Below are 18,405 nucleotides of genomic sequence, written 5' to 3'. Positions count from 1 at the left end.
GGTTAATGGAAACTTTAGCCGTTTTTCTTCCGTTATTAGGTGCTGTATTAGCAGGTTTGTTCGGTTTTGTTTTGCGTGATCGGGGTGCAGCTCTCGTCACGTCTTCGTTACTTACAATATCAGCAGTTTTATCATGGGTATTATTTTACGACGTGATATGGGGGGCAGGGCCTCGTACTGTACATCTATTAAATTGGGTGTCGGTTGATAAGTTTATTTTTGATTGGGCACTTCTTATCGACCAATTGACAGTGGTAATGCTCGTTGTAGTGACCACCGTTTCCAGTGTAGTTCACTGGTATTCCATAGGATATATGCACCACGACAAATCTATACCCCGTTTCTTCTCCTATCTTAGTTTTTTTACCTTTTTCATGTTGATGTTGGTCACCTCCGATAATTTAATTCAAATGTTTTTTGGTTGGGAGGGTGTCGGGTTATGCTCCTATTTGTTGATTGGTTTTTGGTTTGATAAACCGAGTGCCAATGCCGCTGCGATAAAAGCATTTGTTGTCAACAGAGTAGGTGATTTTGGCTACGCGCTCGGTATATTTGGCGTTTTTGTTCTGTTTGGAACTATCCAACTTGATAACATTTTTCTTGCGGCATCCAGCAAGTCGGAAGCAGAAATAATATTTCTGGGAGTAGAATTTCACGCGATCACAATCTTATGTCTTCTCTTGTTTATTGGCGCAATGGGAAAATCAGCCCAACTTGGGCTTCATACTTGGTTGCCTGATGCAATGGAAGGTCCGACACCCGTGTCTGCTCTCATACATGCAGCGACAATGGTGACTGCCGGCGTTTTCATGGTATGTCGTTTATCTCCATTATTTGAGTACTCTGAAACAGCCCTTGCTGTCGTGGCTGTCGTCGGTGCGTCAACAGCTTTTTTTGCAGCAACCGTCGGCCTCACGCAGAATGATATCAAACGGGTGATTGCGTATTCAACCTGCTCTCAATTGGGATACATGTTTTTTGCTGCTGGTTTATCTGCCTACGGTGCGGCGATGTTCCACTTGTTTACACATGCCTTTTTTAAGGCGTTGCTATTCCTCGGGTCTGGTTGTGTCATACACGCTATGTCTGACGAGCAGGATATGCGCAAGATGGGCGGAATTCGTAAGTTGGTACCCATCACGTATGTTTATATGTGGATTGGCTCGCTGGCTCTCGCTGGAATAGGTATTCCTGGATTGGGCGGATTTGCTGGTTTTCACTCGAAAGATATAATCCTTGAATCCGCATGGGCAGCGGATAGCATTTACGGATATTACTCATTTTGGCTTGGCTTAATTGCGGCCCTAATGACTGCATTTTATTCTTGGAGGCTATTGTTTCTTACCTTTCACGGACAGGCGCGTTGCGACGAGCGCACGCTTGCCCATGTTCATGAATCTCCGGCTATTATGTGGGTGCCGCTGCTCGTTCTTGCAGCTGGTGCTCTAATAGCTGGCTACCTGGGGCACACAGCCTTTGCTGGCGGGGGCGATCAAATGAGGTCATTTTGGGGGAATGCGTTATTTATGCTTCCCACTCATACGGCATTAGAGAATGCTCACAATGTACCTCTGTGGGTAAAAGTGTCTCCGCTTGCTGCAGGTATTGTGGGAATTTCAATTGCTTACATTTTCTATATTCGAAACGATAAGTTGCCTATGATTTGTGCCGCACGGTTCAGGCCACTTTACAAAATATCATACAATAAATGGTATTTCGATGAGCTGTACGACCGGATCTTCGTAAGGCCCTCATTTGCTATAGGACGGTATCTTTGGAAATCTGGTGACGGAGCCGTGATAGATAGGCTTGGTCCTGATGGCGTTGCGATGATTACTTTACGCTTTTCGAAGTTGGTTAGTATTCTACAAACTGGGTATGTCTACCACTATGCATTCGCTATGTTGATTGGGCTTGTTGGCCTTGTAAGCTGGTACCTTTTTTCAGAATTTTTGCGGTAGGATTCATGTCGAATTTATATCTGCTCAGTCTTACTATATTCACACCTTTAGTGGGTGTTTTATTTATTCTGCTAACCTACCTCTTGCGAGAAGACCAAGAGGCTGCCGATAATAGTGCACGTTGGATTGCGGTATGGGCTTCTGTAGCAACATTTGTTGTATCTCTTTTTCTTTGGGTAGACTTTGACCCCACAAAAGCGGGTTTTCAGTTCATTGAAAAAGTAGAATGGATATCGTCGCTGGGTATCCATTATCATGTTGGTATTGATGGGATATCGTTATTTTTTGTGTTGCTCTCAACCTTCTTAACCCCCATTTGTGTCATAGCGAGTTGGACAGCAATTCGAAATCATGTTCGGGAATATATGATAGCCTTTTTGGCATTAGAAACCTTTATGGTTGGGGTTTTTTGTGCCCTTGACATGGTATTATTTTATATTTTCTTCGAGGCAGTTCTCATCCCAATGTTTATTATCATCGGTGTATGGGGTGGTCCACGGCGGGTTTATGCCTCATTCAAACTTTTTTTATATACCTTGCTCGGTTCGGTTTTGATGCTACTAGCTATGCTCGTTATTTATATAACTGCAGGCACCACAAACATTCCTGATCTTATGACATATGAATTCAATCGTGGTCTTCAAATTTGGCTTTGGCTCGCCTTCTTCGCTTCTTTTGCTGTCAAAATTCCAATGTGGCCGGTGCATACGTGGCTTCCTGATGCTCACGTTGAAGCTCCTACCGCGGGGTCGGTGATTCTTGCTGGTGTGCTCTTAAAAATGGGTGGCTATGGTTTTCTACGATTTTCATTGCCCATGTTCCCGCTTGCTTCAGATGTTTTCGCGCCAGTCGTTTTTCTACTAAGCATTATAGCTGTTATATACACGTCGCTTGTCGCACTAGCACAAGAAGATATGAAAAAACTCATTGCTTATTCCTCCGTAGCACATATGGGATTTGTTACTGTTGGGATTTTCGTCGCTAACCAGCAAGGTGTGACGGGCGCAATTATTCAAATGCTCAGTCACGGCATTGTTTCAGCTGCGTTATTTTTATGTGTAGGGGTTGTCTATGACAGGCGGCATAGTCGTGTTATTGCGGATTATGGAGGGTTAGTTCATCGGATGCCCAAGTATGCCGCCGTGTTTATGATCTTTATGCTTGCATCAATAGGGTTGCCTGGCACGAGCGGGTTTGTTGGCGAATTACTTGTATTACTAGGTGCTTTTAAGTCAAACACTTGGATCGCAGCTTTAATAGCAACCGGCCTTATTCTAGGGGCAGCGTATATGCTTTACCTCTACAGACGCATCATCTTTGGGTTGCTCAAAAAGGACGAGCTATTGAGTATTGCCGATCTTAATAAAAGAGAAATTTTGGTTTTTACGCCCTTGGTGTTGGTCGTTCTTTGGATGGGCATTTATCCCACATCTTTTCTGGAGCCGATGGAAATTTCTATCACCAAGCTATTAGTCGATTATGATTATGCTTTAGCTAGTTACGAGGCCGCAACTCCAAATAATAATATGGCGTTTCGCTAGGGGCTTATTTGTATGAATAGTTTTGTTGACCTCCTTATTTCTTTGCCTGAGCTTTTGTTGGTCGTAACCGCAATGGGCATGATGGTAGTTGGTGTCTACACGTCCGCAGATAGGGCATATACTTTAATCTCTAATGCAGCCGTGCTTAGTCTTTTTGTGGCAATCGGACTTGTACTATTTTCCAAAACAGGGACGAAACTGGCCTTTAATGACTTATTTATTAATGACGGTTTTGCACAATATATTAAAGTTATTGTGCTGCTGGCGGCTGCTTTAGTTATCTTAATCGGCGATCGCGCGGTGCGAAAAATTAAAATAGCACATTTTGAATACCCTATTCTTATAACCTTTGCGACTATAGGCATGATGTTAATGGTTTCGGCCAATGACCTAATGTCGCTCTACATAGGTTTAGAGTTACAAAGTTTAGCTCTTTATGTTGTTGCCGCTTTAAATCGAGACTCGTTGCGCTCTAGCGAAGCAGGACTAAAATATTTCGTCTTGGGTGCGTTGTCTTCAGGGATGCTTTTGTACGGCTGTTCCTTGATTTATGGATATGCAGGGACAACCAGTTTCGCAGGCCTCGAGACTGCAATAGCTGGTGCAAGTAATATCTCTTTGGGTTTATTGACCGGGCTGGTTTTTTTAATTGTCGGTTTAGCTTTTAAAGTGGCGGCTGTCCCTTTTCACATGTGGACGCCAGACGTTTATGAAGGGGCGCCAACACCTGTGACAGCTTTTTTTGCAGCTGCACCAAAAGTAGCTGCCATGGCACTTTTTGTCCGGATAACTATGGGGCCGTTCCAGGGCATGGCGGATCAATGGCAACAGATCATTATAGTGCTCTCAGTTCTTTCGATGGTACTCGCGGCGCTTGCTGCAATAAGCCAAACAAATATAAAACGTCTTATGGCCTACAGTTCAATTGGCCATGCGGGTTACGCATTGATTGGTCTCGGGGCGTGTACGAAAGAAGGCACGACCGCAGTATTAATATACTTAGCTATTTATATTGTAATGGTTATAGGGACTTTCGCCTGTATTTTATGCATGAAGAGAAAAGGTAGCAGCGTCGAGCAAATTAGCGATCTAGCGGGATTAGGCAAATCGCATCCAGCGATAGCAGCAGCTCTACTATTGTTTATGTTTTCGATGGCTGGAATACCACCGCTCGCCGGATTTTTCGGTAAACTATATATTTTTCTTGCTGCGATCGAAGCTGAATTGTATTCGCTCGCTGTCATCGGTGTTCTCGCTAGTGTAGTTGGTTCATTCTATTATCTTCGTATAGTTAAGGTTATGTACTTCGATAATTTATCGGACGAGCTTGATAGTGCCATTGGAAAGCGGATAAGTGTGATTATTTCGCTCTGCGCCTTGACAATTTTATTGTTTTTCTTGAGTCCTTCATTGCTTGTTGATAGCGCGTCTACTGCGGCGTCCGTCCTTTTTGAAAAATAGTTTAGGATTGGTAATGGCCGACTTCAGTGATGGGATTCGTATTCTTAGATACGGGGTACTTGACTCCACAAATGAGCAAGCCAAACTACTGGTTAAGGCCGGCTTTTCGGAAAAATTTGTTGTTAGCAGCGATCGTCAAACTGCTGCGAGGGGACGTAATGGAAGACAATGGCAGTCTCTTCCCGGCAATTTAGCATGTAGTATTGTGGTTTGTCCCAGCGTGCCGCCTGCCCGTCTTAGCGAATTAAGCTTTGTCGCATCTGTGGCTGTTCAACGATGTATCAAAAAATTAATTCCAACCCACTCGGTAAAAACTAAGTGGCCCAATGATATACTTGTGGCAAGTGCCAAAATGTCTGGAATACTTCTCGAGGTCGCTAGCGCCGTTGGTTCTAAACATTCAAGCGTGATAGTCGGCATAGGCGTGAATGTTGCGTCAGCCCCTGATAAGTTGAAATACCCTGCTACCTGCCTGCGTGATTTGGGTTGTGAGGTGTCGGTTGATGTGCTTTTTTTTGATTTAATTGAACGATTTTTGGAACTTGAAAATAAATGGGCAGTTTCTGGTCTGGATATAATCTTGGCTGAATGGCTTGACCATGCAGTCGGTTTGGGTGAAAAAATTCTAGTTAAAACAGGTGATCGCGAACTAGAGGGTGTGTTCGAGAGTCTTGATGAGAGAGGAGCACTCTTATTACGAGGTGCAGATGGACGAGTGGATAAAATATCTGCAGGCGACGTTTTTTTAAGTAGGACTCTGGTATGATTCTGACAATTGACTGTGGCAATACTAATGTAGTTTTCGCAGTGTACGATGCCGACAAACAATGCGCAGCCTGGCGTTGTGGGAATTATCCGAAACGTACCGCCGATGAGTACGCCGTTTGGTTATCACAACTTTTCGAGTTAGAGGGATTTAGTTTAGATGAAATAGATGGCGCTATAGTGGCAAGCGTAGTGCCGGAAACAAAAGTAAATTTAGTTGAACTCTGCTGTCAGCACTTTGGTGGAGAACCCATGTTAGTAGATGATCCAAGTATTAATCTTGGGTTGTCGGTAAAGATTGAACGCCCCGATCACGTTGGAGATGACCGTTTGGCAAATGCAGTTTCTGCGTATGTCCGTTTTGGGGGTCCCCTAATCATTATAGATTTTGGCACAGCTACAACCTTTGACGTAATCGACGACGAGGGTAGCTACTTGGGAGGGGTCATCGCTCCCGGTATAAATCTCTCCGCTGAAGCGTTGCATCAGGCTGCTGCTCGCCTCCCTCGAATTTCTGTTAGCCGGCCAAGCTCTGTTATTGGCAAAGCAACGGTTCCGGCTATGCAATCAGGAATATATTGGGGATATGTCGGATTGTTAGAAGGCCTAATCGACCGCATAGGTAAGGAGTATGGCACTTCCTTAAAAGCAGTTGCGACGGGTGGTCTCGCATCCCTGTTCTTTGATGCAACTAATACGATTACCGCTGTTGACAGCAGTATGACAACGCGGGGCCTTGCCGAAATATATCGCCGAAATACCAAATGAATTCATATAGAAGCACCGGTCAGCCCGGACCACACGAAGTTATTTTCTTAGCCCTAGGTGGTGTTGGCGAAATCGGAATGAATTTATACCTTTATGGGCATGATGGTGCATGGTTAATGGTTGATTTGGGCGTTAGCTTCGGAGAAGATTACATCCCTGGGATAGATGGTGTTATGCCAGACCCCAGTTTCATTAAGGAACGATCGTCAACACTAGCAGGGCTAATTGTTACACATGGTCATGAAGACCATTTGGGTGCAATACAACATCTTTGGCCTCAGCTTGGCTGTCCGGTTTATGCAACTGGATTCCCAGCTAGTTTGCTGAGACGCAAACTGACTGAAAGTGGTTTGGATCGGGTAGTGCCACTCAAGGAAATTAAATGCGGGAGCAGCCTAAGCATTGGACCGTTTGATATCAAACTGATCACTCTTACACATTCAATCCCGGAGCCAAATGGGCTGGTGATCCGAACTAAAGCTGGCATTGTTGTGCATACTGGCGATTGGAAGTTCGACAAAGATCCAGTCATTGGTAAAGCTAGTGATGTAGCGCAACTACGTAAAATCGGCGACGAGGGCGTTTTAGCGATGATGTGTGATTCGACTAACGCCCTCGTTAAAGGGGTTTCAGGCTCCGAGGGCGGCCTCAAAAAGCATTTGCAGCGTTTGATAAGTCAATGCAAAGATCGTGTTGTAGTTGGATGTTTTGCGTCAAATGTTGCTCGGTTTCAAACGATAGCTGAGGCAGCGGAAAATTGTGGGCGGCACGTCGTATTGCTTGGCAGGTCATTGCATCGGATAAATCAGGTTGCTCGCGAAAATGGGCTTTTCGAGCATCTGGCAGCATTCGTACCAGAGGAAAATTCCGGATATTTACCCAAGGATAAGGTCTTATTTATCTGTACCGGTTCTCAGGGAGAGCCGCGTGCTGCCTTGGCGAGATTAGCGCGCGGTGATAACCGCGAGGTAGTTCTCGAACCGGGTGATAACGTTATTTTTTCGAGTAGAGTTATACCAGGAAACGAAGTGGCTGTTGCGAGATTACAGAACCAGTTTATAGCAAAGGGGGTTAACGTTTTTACAGATGAAGACTGGAAAATCCATGTATCAGGACATCCAACGCGAGAAGACTTAGTGTCAATGTATGAGTATATCCGCCCGCAAATAGCGGTGCCCATACACGGTGAGATGCGGCATTTGGTTGGCCATAGTAAACTGGCGAAAATGTGTCAGGTGCCTCATACAGTAGTTGCAGTCAATGGCACTATGTTAAAACTCGATCCTACTGGTGCGCATGTAATCGATCATGTGGAAACAGGGCGCGTCGGCGTTGACGGCAGTCGTTTAGTTTCACTTGATGCGGCGCCAATGCGTGAGAGACGACGTTTACAGAGTTCTGGGATCGTTTTTGTGAGCATAGTTTTTGGGAAAAATGGGGAATTGGCACTGCAACCGTTTGTGTCGAGTGCTGGCTTGATAGACGAAATCGTTGATGAAGAAATTTTGATTGATGCAGAGAAAAGAGCAGGCGATGCTATTTCATCACTTAGTAAAAGATTTATGTCGAATGAAGGAGCCATTATAGAGGTTGTTAAACGAGAAGTGCGGGCTGTATTTAGGAAAAAAATTGGTAAAAAGCCTATCATTAAGGTGCATCTTTTATCTAAATAAATAAAAAATTGTTTCATTGGAGGAATATCAAACAATGGGATGGGTTTCTGGTATTATAGTTTACATCCTAATATGGTGGATGGTGTTCTTTTCGATACTGCCATTTGGCAATCATCCTGAGACTAAACCTGAGGAAGGGCACGCTGAAAGTGCGCCGGCTAAGCCCCGGATTGGATTAAAGATGCTTGCCACAACTGGTATCTCAACCGGTCTTTTTGGCATTGCATGGTGGATTATTGAGTCAGACCTCATAACTTTTCGGGCCATTTAAGTAATAAAAAAAGACGGGGCTCGAAGGCTCCCGTCCCAATAAATCTGCTCTCTGTAGACTGCGAAGTTTCGATTTAACTATCGATCTGCGCTTTTTATTCCTCCCTGAACCTAGCCCTTTTTAATTATAGAATTTTAAAGCGACTTCTTGCTTATACACTAGGGATCTTTTTGCAACTTGTCATTTTTTTTTTCGTTAACAGATCAGATTTTTTTAACAGAAATATCAAAGCGTGATGAAGCAAAGCTACTTTATAAGTGTTTTTTTGACTCCGCCCACGTAGCTGGATTTACTCAACTCTTGATGATGTGTATTTCCATCGGTATCGTTATTATGGTGTCTGTGGTTTCCGGATTAGAAAACATGCTCGATTAAGATAGAAATCCATCGGGGGAAAGGTCAATCATAAATAACGATCAATTATTTAATAAGCTCTATGTTTTCCTGAGGATTTCCAGTAAACGATGGCAGGGTTAGTGATAGGGTAGATATGTTTAAACAAGAATTTGGTGTGCTTGGAATTTTGGTATTTCTGAGTTCCGGAGCATTTGCTGATGGCATGATTAATCCGTTTGAGTCACAAAAAACTATTAACAGACACCATCAAACAAAAGACAAAGCCCAAGCAATTAAAAAGGCCACAAGTGTCAGCTTTGATGCGAAAGATTGTGCCCGTCTGGCGCAGCATCAGCCAAGAAGTGACGTAAATTATAAGCCTGGGGTCGATGTTTATGGAAAACAGGTTGTGGGAGCGGAACTCGGGAACGGGCATAAGTTGAAATTCCCATCAACTATCGAATTTCCCATAGCATTTAACCCCCTAAAAAAGGCGTCCGCTGCTCGTTTCAGCAAAACATCAGCCGGTGTTGGAAAAGTAAAATACGACATTTCGAAAAATACGTTTACCCTTAATGGTCAACCAATGAATGACAAGGCTATCGAACAATTAGCGGGCAAATGTCGCTCGGTAGCGCGGTAGATATAATTTTTACATTGAATAAATGATGTAAAAAATTGTCTCTGCTATTTTTGTTATTGTAGCTCAGTTGAATTTTCTCAGAGGTGGAGGCAAAATGAAAATAGACCCCAGTAATGCCGTTAGGATGTCTAAGTATTTCTTGCCTGTCCTCAGGGAAACACCCCAGGAAGCGCAAACATTGTCTCATAGATACATGTTGCGAGCTGGAATGATCCGTCAAGCTAGTGCAGGCATCTATTCCTGGCTTCCTCTTGGTTTTAGAGTACTTAAGAAAATTGAACAGATAGTGCGTGAGGAACAAAATCTCGCTGGTGCACAGGAACTTCTGATGCCTACCATTCAGTCATCCGAGATTTGGAAAAAATCCGGACGATACGAAGATTATGGCAAGGAAATGCTTCGGATTACAGATCGGCACGACCGTGAGATGTTATTCGGGCCAACAAACGAGGAATTGATAACTGAGATATTTGGAAATGATTTGCGAAGTTATCGTGATGTACCAAAGATTCTTTATCATATTCAGTGGAAATTTCGTGATGAAGTGCGTCCACGGTACGGCGTTATGCGTGGGCGCGAGTTCTACATGAAAGATGCTTATTCCTTCGATATATCACCCCAGGCGGGCCGTTTGTCCTATAACAAGATGTTTGTGTCTTATTTGCGTTCATTTGCACGAATGGGGCTCAAAGCAATACCAATGAAAGCTGATACCGGTCCCATCGGGGGCAACCTTAGTCATGAATTTATAATCTTAGCAGAGACTGGCGAAAGTGAAGTATTTTGTCATTCGGATTACATCGATTTGGATGCACTTAAAGATGAGGCAGACTACGACGGAGATTTACAGCCAATCATTGATCGGTGGACACAGCGCTACGCTGCCACAGATGAAATTCACGACGAAGAGAAATTCCACCGCGAGGTGCCGGTAGATAGGAGGGTCTGCGCCAGGGGCATAGAAATCGGGCATATTTTTTTCTTCGGGACAAAATATTCTGAGGCTCTTGGAGCCATTGTTGATTTAGCTGATGGGGGAGAGAAAGCTCTTGAGATGGGGTCTTACGGTATTGGTATCTCAAGACTGGTCGGTGGTATTATAGAAGCGAGTCATGACGCAAATGGAATCATCTGGCCGGAAAGTGTGGCACCGTTTCATATAGGACTGGTAAATTTGCGGCAAGGTGATGGAGCTTGTGACAAAGTCGCAAACACCATCTTCAGTAAGGTTGCCTCAATAGGCAGCGATATTATCTATGATGACCGCACAGAACGGGCTGGTGCAAAATTTGCCACAATGGATCTAATTGGTGTTCCTTATCAGGTGATAATAGGGCCAAAAGCTGTAGAGAGAAATGTAATTGAGGTTAAGAATCGTAAAACTGGTAAAAGTGAAGAAATGTCGCACGATGCATTCTTCAACTTTCTTGAGGCTTAGATATGTTTAATGCATTCGAACGTCTCGTGGCATTTCGCTACCTTCGCTCAAGGCGACAGGAGGGTTTTATTTCGGTCGTAACATGGTTTTCATTGCTTGGTATCATGCTAGGCGTTGCCACATTGATCATTGTAATGTCTGTGATGAATGGCTTTCGAGAGCAACTTCTTAGTCGGATAGTAGGGGTAAATGGACATGTTGAGGTAGTAAGTCCAAGCCGTGTCCTGACCGATTATAATGCTCTCGTAAAACTGGTCAAATCAGTTGATGGGGTTCTGACCGCTACTCCAGTTGTCCAAGGGCAAGTGCTAGCGTCAACCCGAAGTCGGTCCTCTGGAGCATTGGTGCGGGGTCTCTCATATGAGAGTATTTTGCAGCGTCCTATTTTATCGAATAGTATCCTTAAAGGTTCTCTTGATAGTTTTAAAAATGGGTCAAAGATCTTAATCGGTTCGCGTTTTGCTAGTCGTTTTAATCTTAACGTGGGATCCAAAATAAAACTTATATCGCCCCAAAGTACTAATACGGCTATGGGTCCTGTGCCGCGTACTAAAACTTTTCGTGTGGGAGGTATTTTTCGCGTTGGCATGAGCGAGTATGACAGTAATTTCATTTACATGCCAATAAAGGTGGCCCAACTTTTTTTTCGACATAAAGAAACCGTTTCAAAAATCGAGGTCATAACGGAAAATGCTGATTTAGCGGATGAATACCGCAAGATCATCGATCAAAAACTCTGGCCAGTAGCCCGGTCACTGAGTTGGCAACAAGTGAATTCAAGGTTTTTTGAGGCCCTTAAAGTAGAGCGTAATGTTATGTTCCTAATTTTGAGTCTTATTATCATAGTTGCGGCATTTAACGTTATTTCTAGCCAAGTTATGCTCGTAAACGATAAACGCAAAGGCATAGCTATACTTCGAACGATGGGTGCAACCAGACAAATGATTCTGCGTATTTTCTTCCTGACCGGAGCCAGTGTTGGTGTTGCGGGTACATTTCTGGGTGGGATTTTAGGCCTGCTCTTTACATTCAATATCGAAAAAATAAGGCAATTTTTACAATCTTTATTGAACACGGAATTGTTTCCTGCGGAAATTTATTTCCTCTCAAAAATGCCCTCAAAAATTGATAACATGGAAGTTGTTTTAGTCTTGATTATGGCATTGGCGCTTTCGCTGCTAGCATCTATCTATCCCTCTTGGAAGGCGGCTCGTTTGGATCCAATCGAGGCGCTTCGATATGAATAGCCCACTCCTAGAGCTACGTGCGATCCATCGTAGCTTTCAGCAGCCTGCCAAGACTCTTAAGGTTCTGGAAGATTTATCTCTTTTCGTTGGCCCGGGCGAAGCGGTTGCCTTAGTAGGCCAATCCGGATCCGGAAAGTCAACACTGTTGCATATTGCGGGCCTCTTGGAGCGTCCAACCTCAGGGGATGTAAACATAATAGGACAGGATTGTGGTAACATGAGTGATCGTGAACGCACTGCAATAAGGCGTAATCATGTTGGATTCGTCTACCAATACCACCATTTAATGCCAGAGTTTTCGTCTCTTGAGAATATCATCGTACCTCAAATGATGGCTGGTGTTAGTAGAAGAATTGCAACCGAGCATGCGGCTCATCTTTTAAATTCGGTGGGCCTTTCTGAGCGCCGCGATCATCGCCCGGCAAAACTTTCTGGAGGGGAGCAGCAGCGTGTCGCTTTTGCCCGGGCCCTTGCGAATGAGCCACAAATACTCCTTGCTGATGAACCCACGGGTAATCTTGATGCCGAAACCGCTGAATCTGTTTTTGATCTATTGCAGTGTTTGATTAGCGACAATGGATTAGCAGCCCTTATTGCTACCCATAACCCTGATTTGGCAAATAGACTTGACCGACGTCTTTTACTGAAAAAGGGAAAGGTTATTGACGAAAACTCCTGAGTCGTCATTTCTACTATTTTTATAAATTAGACGGTGATCGTAACTCTCTAATAAGTATGAATTAAACAAGCATTCAAGAAATTTTGTAAATTTCGTGCATAAATTCAAATATGGGACATGCTGAATTTATCCATTTACGAATTCATTCAGCCTATTCGCTCTCGGAAGGTGCGCTGAAAATAGGTAAAATCGCAGAGTTGTGCGATCGATTCAATATGCCAGCAGCAGCTATCACGGACACCAATAATCTGTTCGGAGCGTTGGAATTTTCGCTAGTATTGAGAGAGGCCGGTGTTCAGCCGATTATAGGCTGCCAGATAACTCTTCAACGCGAGGTTAATTCTGGCGAAGTTACACGGCTTCCGGGCGATCAGTTAATACTGCTGGTGCAATCTGAAGCCGGGTACAGCAACCTCCTTAAACTTTCGAGCGCAGCATATCTCGGAGATGAGGCCCTACAACCTGTTGAAGTTAGTTATTCGGATCTTGAGGCACACTCCGAAGGGTTAATAGCCCTCTCTGGGGGGCCAGCCGGTCCTGTCGGGCGCATGCTTGCTGAGGGCCAGGATGAGGCAGCTCTTCATTGTCTTAAAAAATTAAATATGATTTTCCCAGAGCGCTTTTATATAGAGCTAATGCGGCATGGCCGTGATATTGAAACTCAAATCGAACAAAGCTTAATAAATCTCGCCTATCAAAATAGCATACCGTTAATTGCAACTAATGAAGTTTTCTTTGCTGAGAGGGAGATGCATGCTGCACATGATGCGCTGATATGTATTGCGGCCGGAGCAACAATTGATCAAGAAAATAGGCGTCGTGAAACACCGGAGCACTATTTTAAATCTGCGGCAGAAATGAAGGCATTATTCGCAGATATTCCAGAAGCAATTGATAATACGGTGGTTGTTGCGCAGCGTTGTGCATTTGTACCTGAAGTCCGGGATCCTATCTTGCCTCTTTATCCTGAATTAGGTGCGAGAACGGAAATGGAAGTGCTCAGGGAAATGGCAAACAAGGGGCTTTCCAAACGTCTCAGAAGTGTGGGGCCTGGGCATTCGAAAACAGAATATGTGGATAGGCTTGAGTTCGAGCTTCAAACTATTGAGAGCATGGGATATGCGGGCTATTTTTTAATCGTTGCAGACTTTATCCAATGGGCAAAAGACCAAAATATTCCCGTGGGCCCGGGTCGTGGTTCAGGGGCAGGTTCTTTAGTGGCCTGGGCGTTGACAATCACTGATCTTGACCCCTTGAGATGGGGACTTCTGTTTGAACGGTTTCTTAATCCTGAGCGAATTTCGATGCCTGATTTTGACATTGATTTTTGCAAAAATCGGCGTGACGAGGTTATTGGGTATGTTCAGCAGGTTTACGGCCGCGATAAAGTTGCACAGATTATTACCTTTGGAAAGCTCGAAGCTAGGGCGGCTCTTCGTGACGTGGGCCGTGTTATGGGAATGTCTTACGGTCAAGTGGATCAGATATGCAAGCTAGTCCCTTATAACCCGGCAAAGCCCATTGGATTAGAAAAAGCCATTGAAAGTGAGCCGGCGCTGCAGGAACTGATTAAGAAAGAGGAGGTGGTGGCTCAGCTTTTTGATGTGGCTAAAAAGTTAGAGGGGCTTTATCGACATGCATCAACACATGCAGCAGGGGTAGTAATAAGCGATAGACCCTTAGATGAATTGGTGCCGTTATATCGCGATCCTCGTTCAGACATGCCAGTAACTCAGTTCAGCATGAAATACGTGGAAATGGCGGGACTCGTAAAATTTGATTTCCTTGGGCTAAAAACTTTAACTGTACTGTCAGAGTCTCAAAAATTGCTCGAAAAACGCGGCGTAAACATCGACTTTGAAACGATATTTTTGGATGACAAAGTCACGTATGAAATGTTTTGCAGGGGGGACACCACGGGCGTTTTTCAACTAGAATCAAGTGGAATGAAGGATGTGATACGGAAGCTTGAGCCGGATAGGTTCCAGGATATCATTGCGCTTGTTTCTCTTTACCGTCCTGGACCAATGGATAACATCCCGAGCTACATTGCGCGCAAACATGAGCGTGAAAAGGCAGACTTTATGCATCCATTGATTGAGGATATTCTTAAAGAAACATACGGAATAATGATCTACCAAGAACAAGTTATGCAGATAGCCCAAGAGCTCTCTGGTTACACACTTGGCGGTGCAGATTTATTGCGGCGTGCAATGGGAAAGAAAATTCAGGCCGAAATGGATGCCCAACGGACGGCTTTTATAGATGGGGCTTTGAACAACAAGGTGGACCGCGGTGTAGCGGGTCATATTTTTGAGCAAGTCAATAAATTCGCAGGGTATGGTTTTAATAAGTCACATGCAGCTGCATATGCGCTGGTTGCATATCAGACCGGGTTTTTAAAAGCTAATTACCCGGTCGAATTTATGGCTGCATCAATGTCATTGGATATGGCCAACACGGATAAACTGAATGCATTTCGTGTTGAACTCGATCGACTTGGCATTAGGCTTTTGCCCCCTGATGTAAATCGGTCTGCACCTAATTTTTCTGTTGAGGTGCAGAGTAGTGGTGAGCTTGCTGTGCGATATGCGCTTGGGGCTCTAAAAAACGTCGGAGCAGAGGCGATGGGATTGCTGGTTGAGGAGCGTGAAGCGAATGGGCCATTTGAACATATGTTTGATTTTGCAAATCGTCTTGACGTGCAGGTTGTAAATAAAAGGCAAATGGAAAATCTTACCCGTGCAGGTGCATTTGACGCGCTTAATCCCAATAGGAGGCAAATATTTCAAGCCATTGAAATTTTCTTAAGCTATGCTGGACTTGCTCAGAATGAGCGAGAGAGCAATCAAACCAGTCTTTTCGGTGATATTGGTCAAGATGCTTTGCCACCGCTTCCTGATGTTTCTGATTGGGGCAGCCAGGAACGGTTACAGCAGGAATTTACTGCCATAGGATTTTATTTTTCAGCACATCCTCTGGAAGCGTATGAAAATACTTTTAAGAGGCTCAAAATTTTAAGTTGGAAAGAGGTCATCAGTGGAAATGCTCGAGACGCAGTAATGCGCTTAGCAGGGATAGTCGTCGGAAAACGCATCATCAATGGCAAACGCGGTAAAATTGCTTTCGTGCAAATGTCAGATATCAGCGGAATATACGAAATAACTATATTTTCCGAACTATTGTCGAGTTGCTCAGAGCTTTTAGATAAAGGTGTGCCGATCATGGTGCATGCAGGGGTGCAAAAAAATGGTGAAGACTTCCGTGTTACCGCCACACGGATAGATGCGTTGGATGAGGCAACGTCAACTGCCGCTGCAGGTCTGCAAGTTTTCGTGAAAGATGAGACGCCAATAGAGACCTTAAGCTCAATTATTAAAGAACATGGTGCAAAGGGAAATGGTCGGATTTCATTAATGCTGGATTTACCCGAACAGGACGTTGAAATAGACATTAAAGACCGGTTCCAAATTACTCCAGAGTTTCGTTCTGCGGTAAAGGCAGTCGCCGGGGTGATCGACGTTCGTGATATTTGAACATTGTTTTTTTTCCTTGCGAAACATCCACGAAGGAGGTACATCACGCGCCATAAAACACGCGATTAGAATGGCCTTTAATTGTAAGGGTCAATCCGGTGCCGGCTTACGTCGGTGACAGATCGCGAAGGTTAGAACCGGAAAAGGAATATTACAATGGCAATGCCAACGTTTACTATGCGTCAGCTTTTGGAAGCAGGCGTTCATTTCGGTCATACTACCCGTCGCTGGAACCCCCGAATGGCACCGTATTTGTTCGGGGAACGAAACGGCATTCACATCATTGACCTTGAACAAACAGTTCCGATGCTCCACCGAGCGCTGGAGCAAGTGCGAGAGGTCGCACAGAATAGAGGGCGGGTTCTTTTTGTCGGCACCAAACGCCAAGCCACAGACATTGTGAAAGAGGCAGCCACCCGGTGCGCGCAAAATTTTGTTAACCATAGGTGGCTAGGTGGAATGCTCACAAACTGGAAAACTATCTCCAATTCCATCCGGCGCTTAAAACAATTGGAGGAGTTGCTGAAAGAAGAGAATGTAGGACTCACCAAGAAAGAACTCCTCGGTCTTCAGCGTGAACGCGATAAGCTTGACAGGGCGCTTGGTGGAATTAAGGAAATGGCAGGGTTGCCAGACATTATTGTGGTTATAGACACCAACAAAGAATCTATTGCTATCCAAGAGGCTCGAAAGCTCTCTATTCCTACAATTGCAATACTTGACAGCAACTCAGATCCCGAGGGAATTACAACTCCCGTACCAGGAAATGATGATGCCATGCGCGCCATTGCTCTCTATTGTAACTTGCTAGCTGATGCAGTGCTGGATGGATTACAAGCCGGATTAATCGGTTCTGGGTCAGAAAAAGAAATAATTCCGGAGGCAGTCGAAAGCGAATCCCAGATAAACAAAGATTCCAAGCTTAGGAAAGAAGATGAAACCGAAACAGAACTAGTCGTGGATCAAGAGACTGAGGTGGCCGAGCAATCACCGGGTGTGAAACCAGACAATGCGAAATCGGATGCGATGGGCGCATCGGAAGATAAAGAGGAAAATCAATCGTCATCGTCTGAGGTTGGGCAGGGTTAGTAAATAAGATATCGGCCTAAAATTGGATAACGTCAGCAATACTAGGAAGGAAAAATGATGGCGACGATAAGCGCAGGTCTCGTCAAAGAGTTGAGAGATAAAACTGGCGCGGGCATGATGGACTGCAAAAAAGCGCTAAAAGAAACCAATGCAGATATCGAAGAGGCTGTAGATTGGCTTCGTACTAAAGGTTTGGCCGCTGCTGCCAAAAAAGCGGGTCGTGTTGCGTCTGAAGGGCTCGTTGGAATCGCTTCAAAGGGCACAAAAGGAGCAATAATTGAGGTAAATTCCGAAACAGATTTCGTTTCAAGGAACGAGGAATTTCAGGTCTTAGTGCGTAATCTTACTGAAATCAGCCTAAGTAACGGTGGAAATATTTCTGATATTTGCGGTGCTGTTTATCTCGATACGCAAAGGACCGTTCAGGAAGAAATCACCCACCAAGTAGCGACTATTGGAGAGAATATTTCACTGCGTAGAGCCGAAACATTAAGCGTCACTGATGGTATTATATCGACCTATGTCCATAGTGCGCTGGCGGAAGGGCTTGGCAAGATTGGTGTTTTGGTAGCGTTGGAGTCAAATGGCGATAGAAAAAAACTCGCCTCTTTAGGGAAACAGCTCGCCATGCATGTAGCGGCCGCACGACCACAATGGATCTCAAAGGATGATGTGTCGGCTGATGACCGAGAGCGGGAGCGGAAAGTCCTGCGTGAACAGGCGTCTGATACCGGCAAGGAACCGGAAATTATAGAAAAAATGGTAGATGGTCGTATGCGAAAATTTTATGAAGAGGTTTGCTTATTAGAACAAACCTATGTGATCGATAACGAATCCAAGATATCAAAGGTGCTTGAAGGCGCAAGAAAAGATATTGGTGCCGAAATAGAGATTAAGGGTTTTATCTGTTATGGTCTGGGCGAGGGAATAGTAAAAGAGGCCAGTGATTTTGCAGCTGAAGTTGCTGCAACTGCCGGAGCGTAGACCAAGGTTAACT

Annotated in this window: 14 protein-coding genes; all 14 read left to right on the top strand. The window is 44.5% G+C overall.

Annotated elements, in window-relative coordinates; translation table 11 throughout:
• The first annotated feature begins 5 nt into the window (after positions 1-5).
• The 14 genes from nuoL (at position 6) to tsf (ending at position 18,392) form a co-directional block, all read left to right on the top strand.
• A complete protein-coding gene (nuoL, locus tag VX941_06595) occupies positions 6-1,961 on the top strand; it encodes an NADH-quinone oxidoreductase subunit L (GenBank protein ID MEE2933077.1) in 1,956 nt (651 codons plus the stop codon).
• A 5-nt stretch (positions 1,962-1,966) separates the two neighbouring features.
• Positions 1,967-3,502: an NADH-quinone oxidoreductase subunit M gene (locus tag VX941_06590; GenBank protein ID MEE2933076.1), complete on the top strand. Its 1,536-nt coding sequence runs from the start codon at positions 1,967-1,969 to the stop codon at positions 3,500-3,502.
• A gap of 12 nt (positions 3,503-3,514) precedes the next feature.
• A complete protein-coding gene (gene nuoN / locus VX941_06585; GenBank protein ID MEE2933075.1) occupies positions 3,515-4,963 on the top strand; it encodes an NADH-quinone oxidoreductase subunit NuoN in 1,449 nt (482 codons plus the stop codon).
• Between the two features lie 13 nt (positions 4,964-4,976).
• A complete protein-coding gene (locus tag VX941_06580; protein ID MEE2933074.1) occupies positions 4,977-5,729 on the top strand; it encodes a biotin--[acetyl-CoA-carboxylase] ligase in 753 nt (250 codons plus the stop codon).
• Positions 5,726-6,496, top strand: coding sequence for a type III pantothenate kinase (locus VX941_06575; protein MEE2933073.1), 771 nt, complete (start codon positions 5,726-5,728; stop codon positions 6,494-6,496). Before VX941_06580 ends, VX941_06575 begins: the two co-directional genes overlap by 4 nt.
• Positions 6,493-8,169 carry a ribonuclease J gene (locus VX941_06570; GenBank protein MEE2933072.1) on the top strand — a complete coding sequence of 559 codons (1,677 nt, stop codon included), beginning with the start codon at positions 6,493-6,495 and terminating at the stop codon, positions 8,167-8,169. Before VX941_06575 ends, VX941_06570 begins: the two co-directional genes overlap by 4 nt.
• A gap of 34 nt (positions 8,170-8,203) precedes the next feature.
• Complete coding sequence (locus tag VX941_06565; protein MEE2933071.1) at positions 8,204-8,440, top strand: DUF1467 family protein; 237 nt, start codon at positions 8,204-8,206, stop codon at positions 8,438-8,440.
• Positions 8,441-8,930: 490 nt separating this feature from the next.
• A complete protein-coding gene (locus VX941_06560) occupies positions 8,931-9,419 on the top strand; it encodes a hypothetical protein (GenBank protein MEE2933070.1) in 489 nt (162 codons plus the stop codon).
• Between the two features lie 94 nt (positions 9,420-9,513).
• Positions 9,514-10,857 (top strand): proline--tRNA ligase, encoded by a 1,344-nt coding sequence (locus VX941_06555; protein ID MEE2933069.1) that lies wholly within the window; start codon positions 9,514-9,516, stop codon positions 10,855-10,857.
• 2 nt (positions 10,858-10,859) lie between these two features.
• Positions 10,860-12,104: a lipoprotein-releasing ABC transporter permease subunit gene (locus tag VX941_06550; protein ID MEE2933068.1), complete on the top strand. Its 1,245-nt coding sequence runs from the start codon at positions 10,860-10,862 to the stop codon at positions 12,102-12,104.
• Complete coding sequence (locus VX941_06545) at positions 12,097-12,783, top strand: ABC transporter ATP-binding protein (protein ID MEE2933067.1); 687 nt, start codon at positions 12,097-12,099, stop codon at positions 12,781-12,783. The genes VX941_06550 and VX941_06545 overlap by 8 nt, the downstream gene beginning before the upstream one ends.
• Positions 12,784-12,893: 110 nt before the next feature.
• The gene (dnaE, locus tag VX941_06540) at positions 12,894-16,319 is read left to right on the top strand and encodes a DNA polymerase III subunit alpha (protein ID MEE2933066.1); all 3,426 of its coding nucleotides are present in this window, start codon (positions 12,894-12,896) and stop codon (positions 16,317-16,319) included.
• Positions 16,320-16,475: 156 nt separating this feature from the next.
• Entirely contained in the window at positions 16,476-17,408 is a 933-nt protein-coding gene (gene rpsB, locus VX941_06535) for a 30S ribosomal protein S2 (protein MEE2933065.1), read from the top strand.
• Positions 17,409-17,465: 57 nt separating this feature from the next.
• The gene (gene tsf / locus VX941_06530) at positions 17,466-18,392 is read left to right on the top strand and encodes a translation elongation factor Ts (protein ID MEE2933064.1); all 927 of its coding nucleotides are present in this window, start codon (positions 17,466-17,468) and stop codon (positions 18,390-18,392) included.
• Positions 18,393-18,405 lie beyond the last annotated feature (13 nt).

This window comes from Pseudomonadota bacterium (genome assembly GCA_036339585.1).
Taxonomy (GTDB): domain Bacteria; phylum Pseudomonadota; class Alphaproteobacteria; order UBA8366; family UBA8366; genus UBA8366.
The sequence above is the reverse complement of the archived record's forward strand: the minus strand, read 5'-3'. Positions and strand labels throughout refer to the sequence as shown.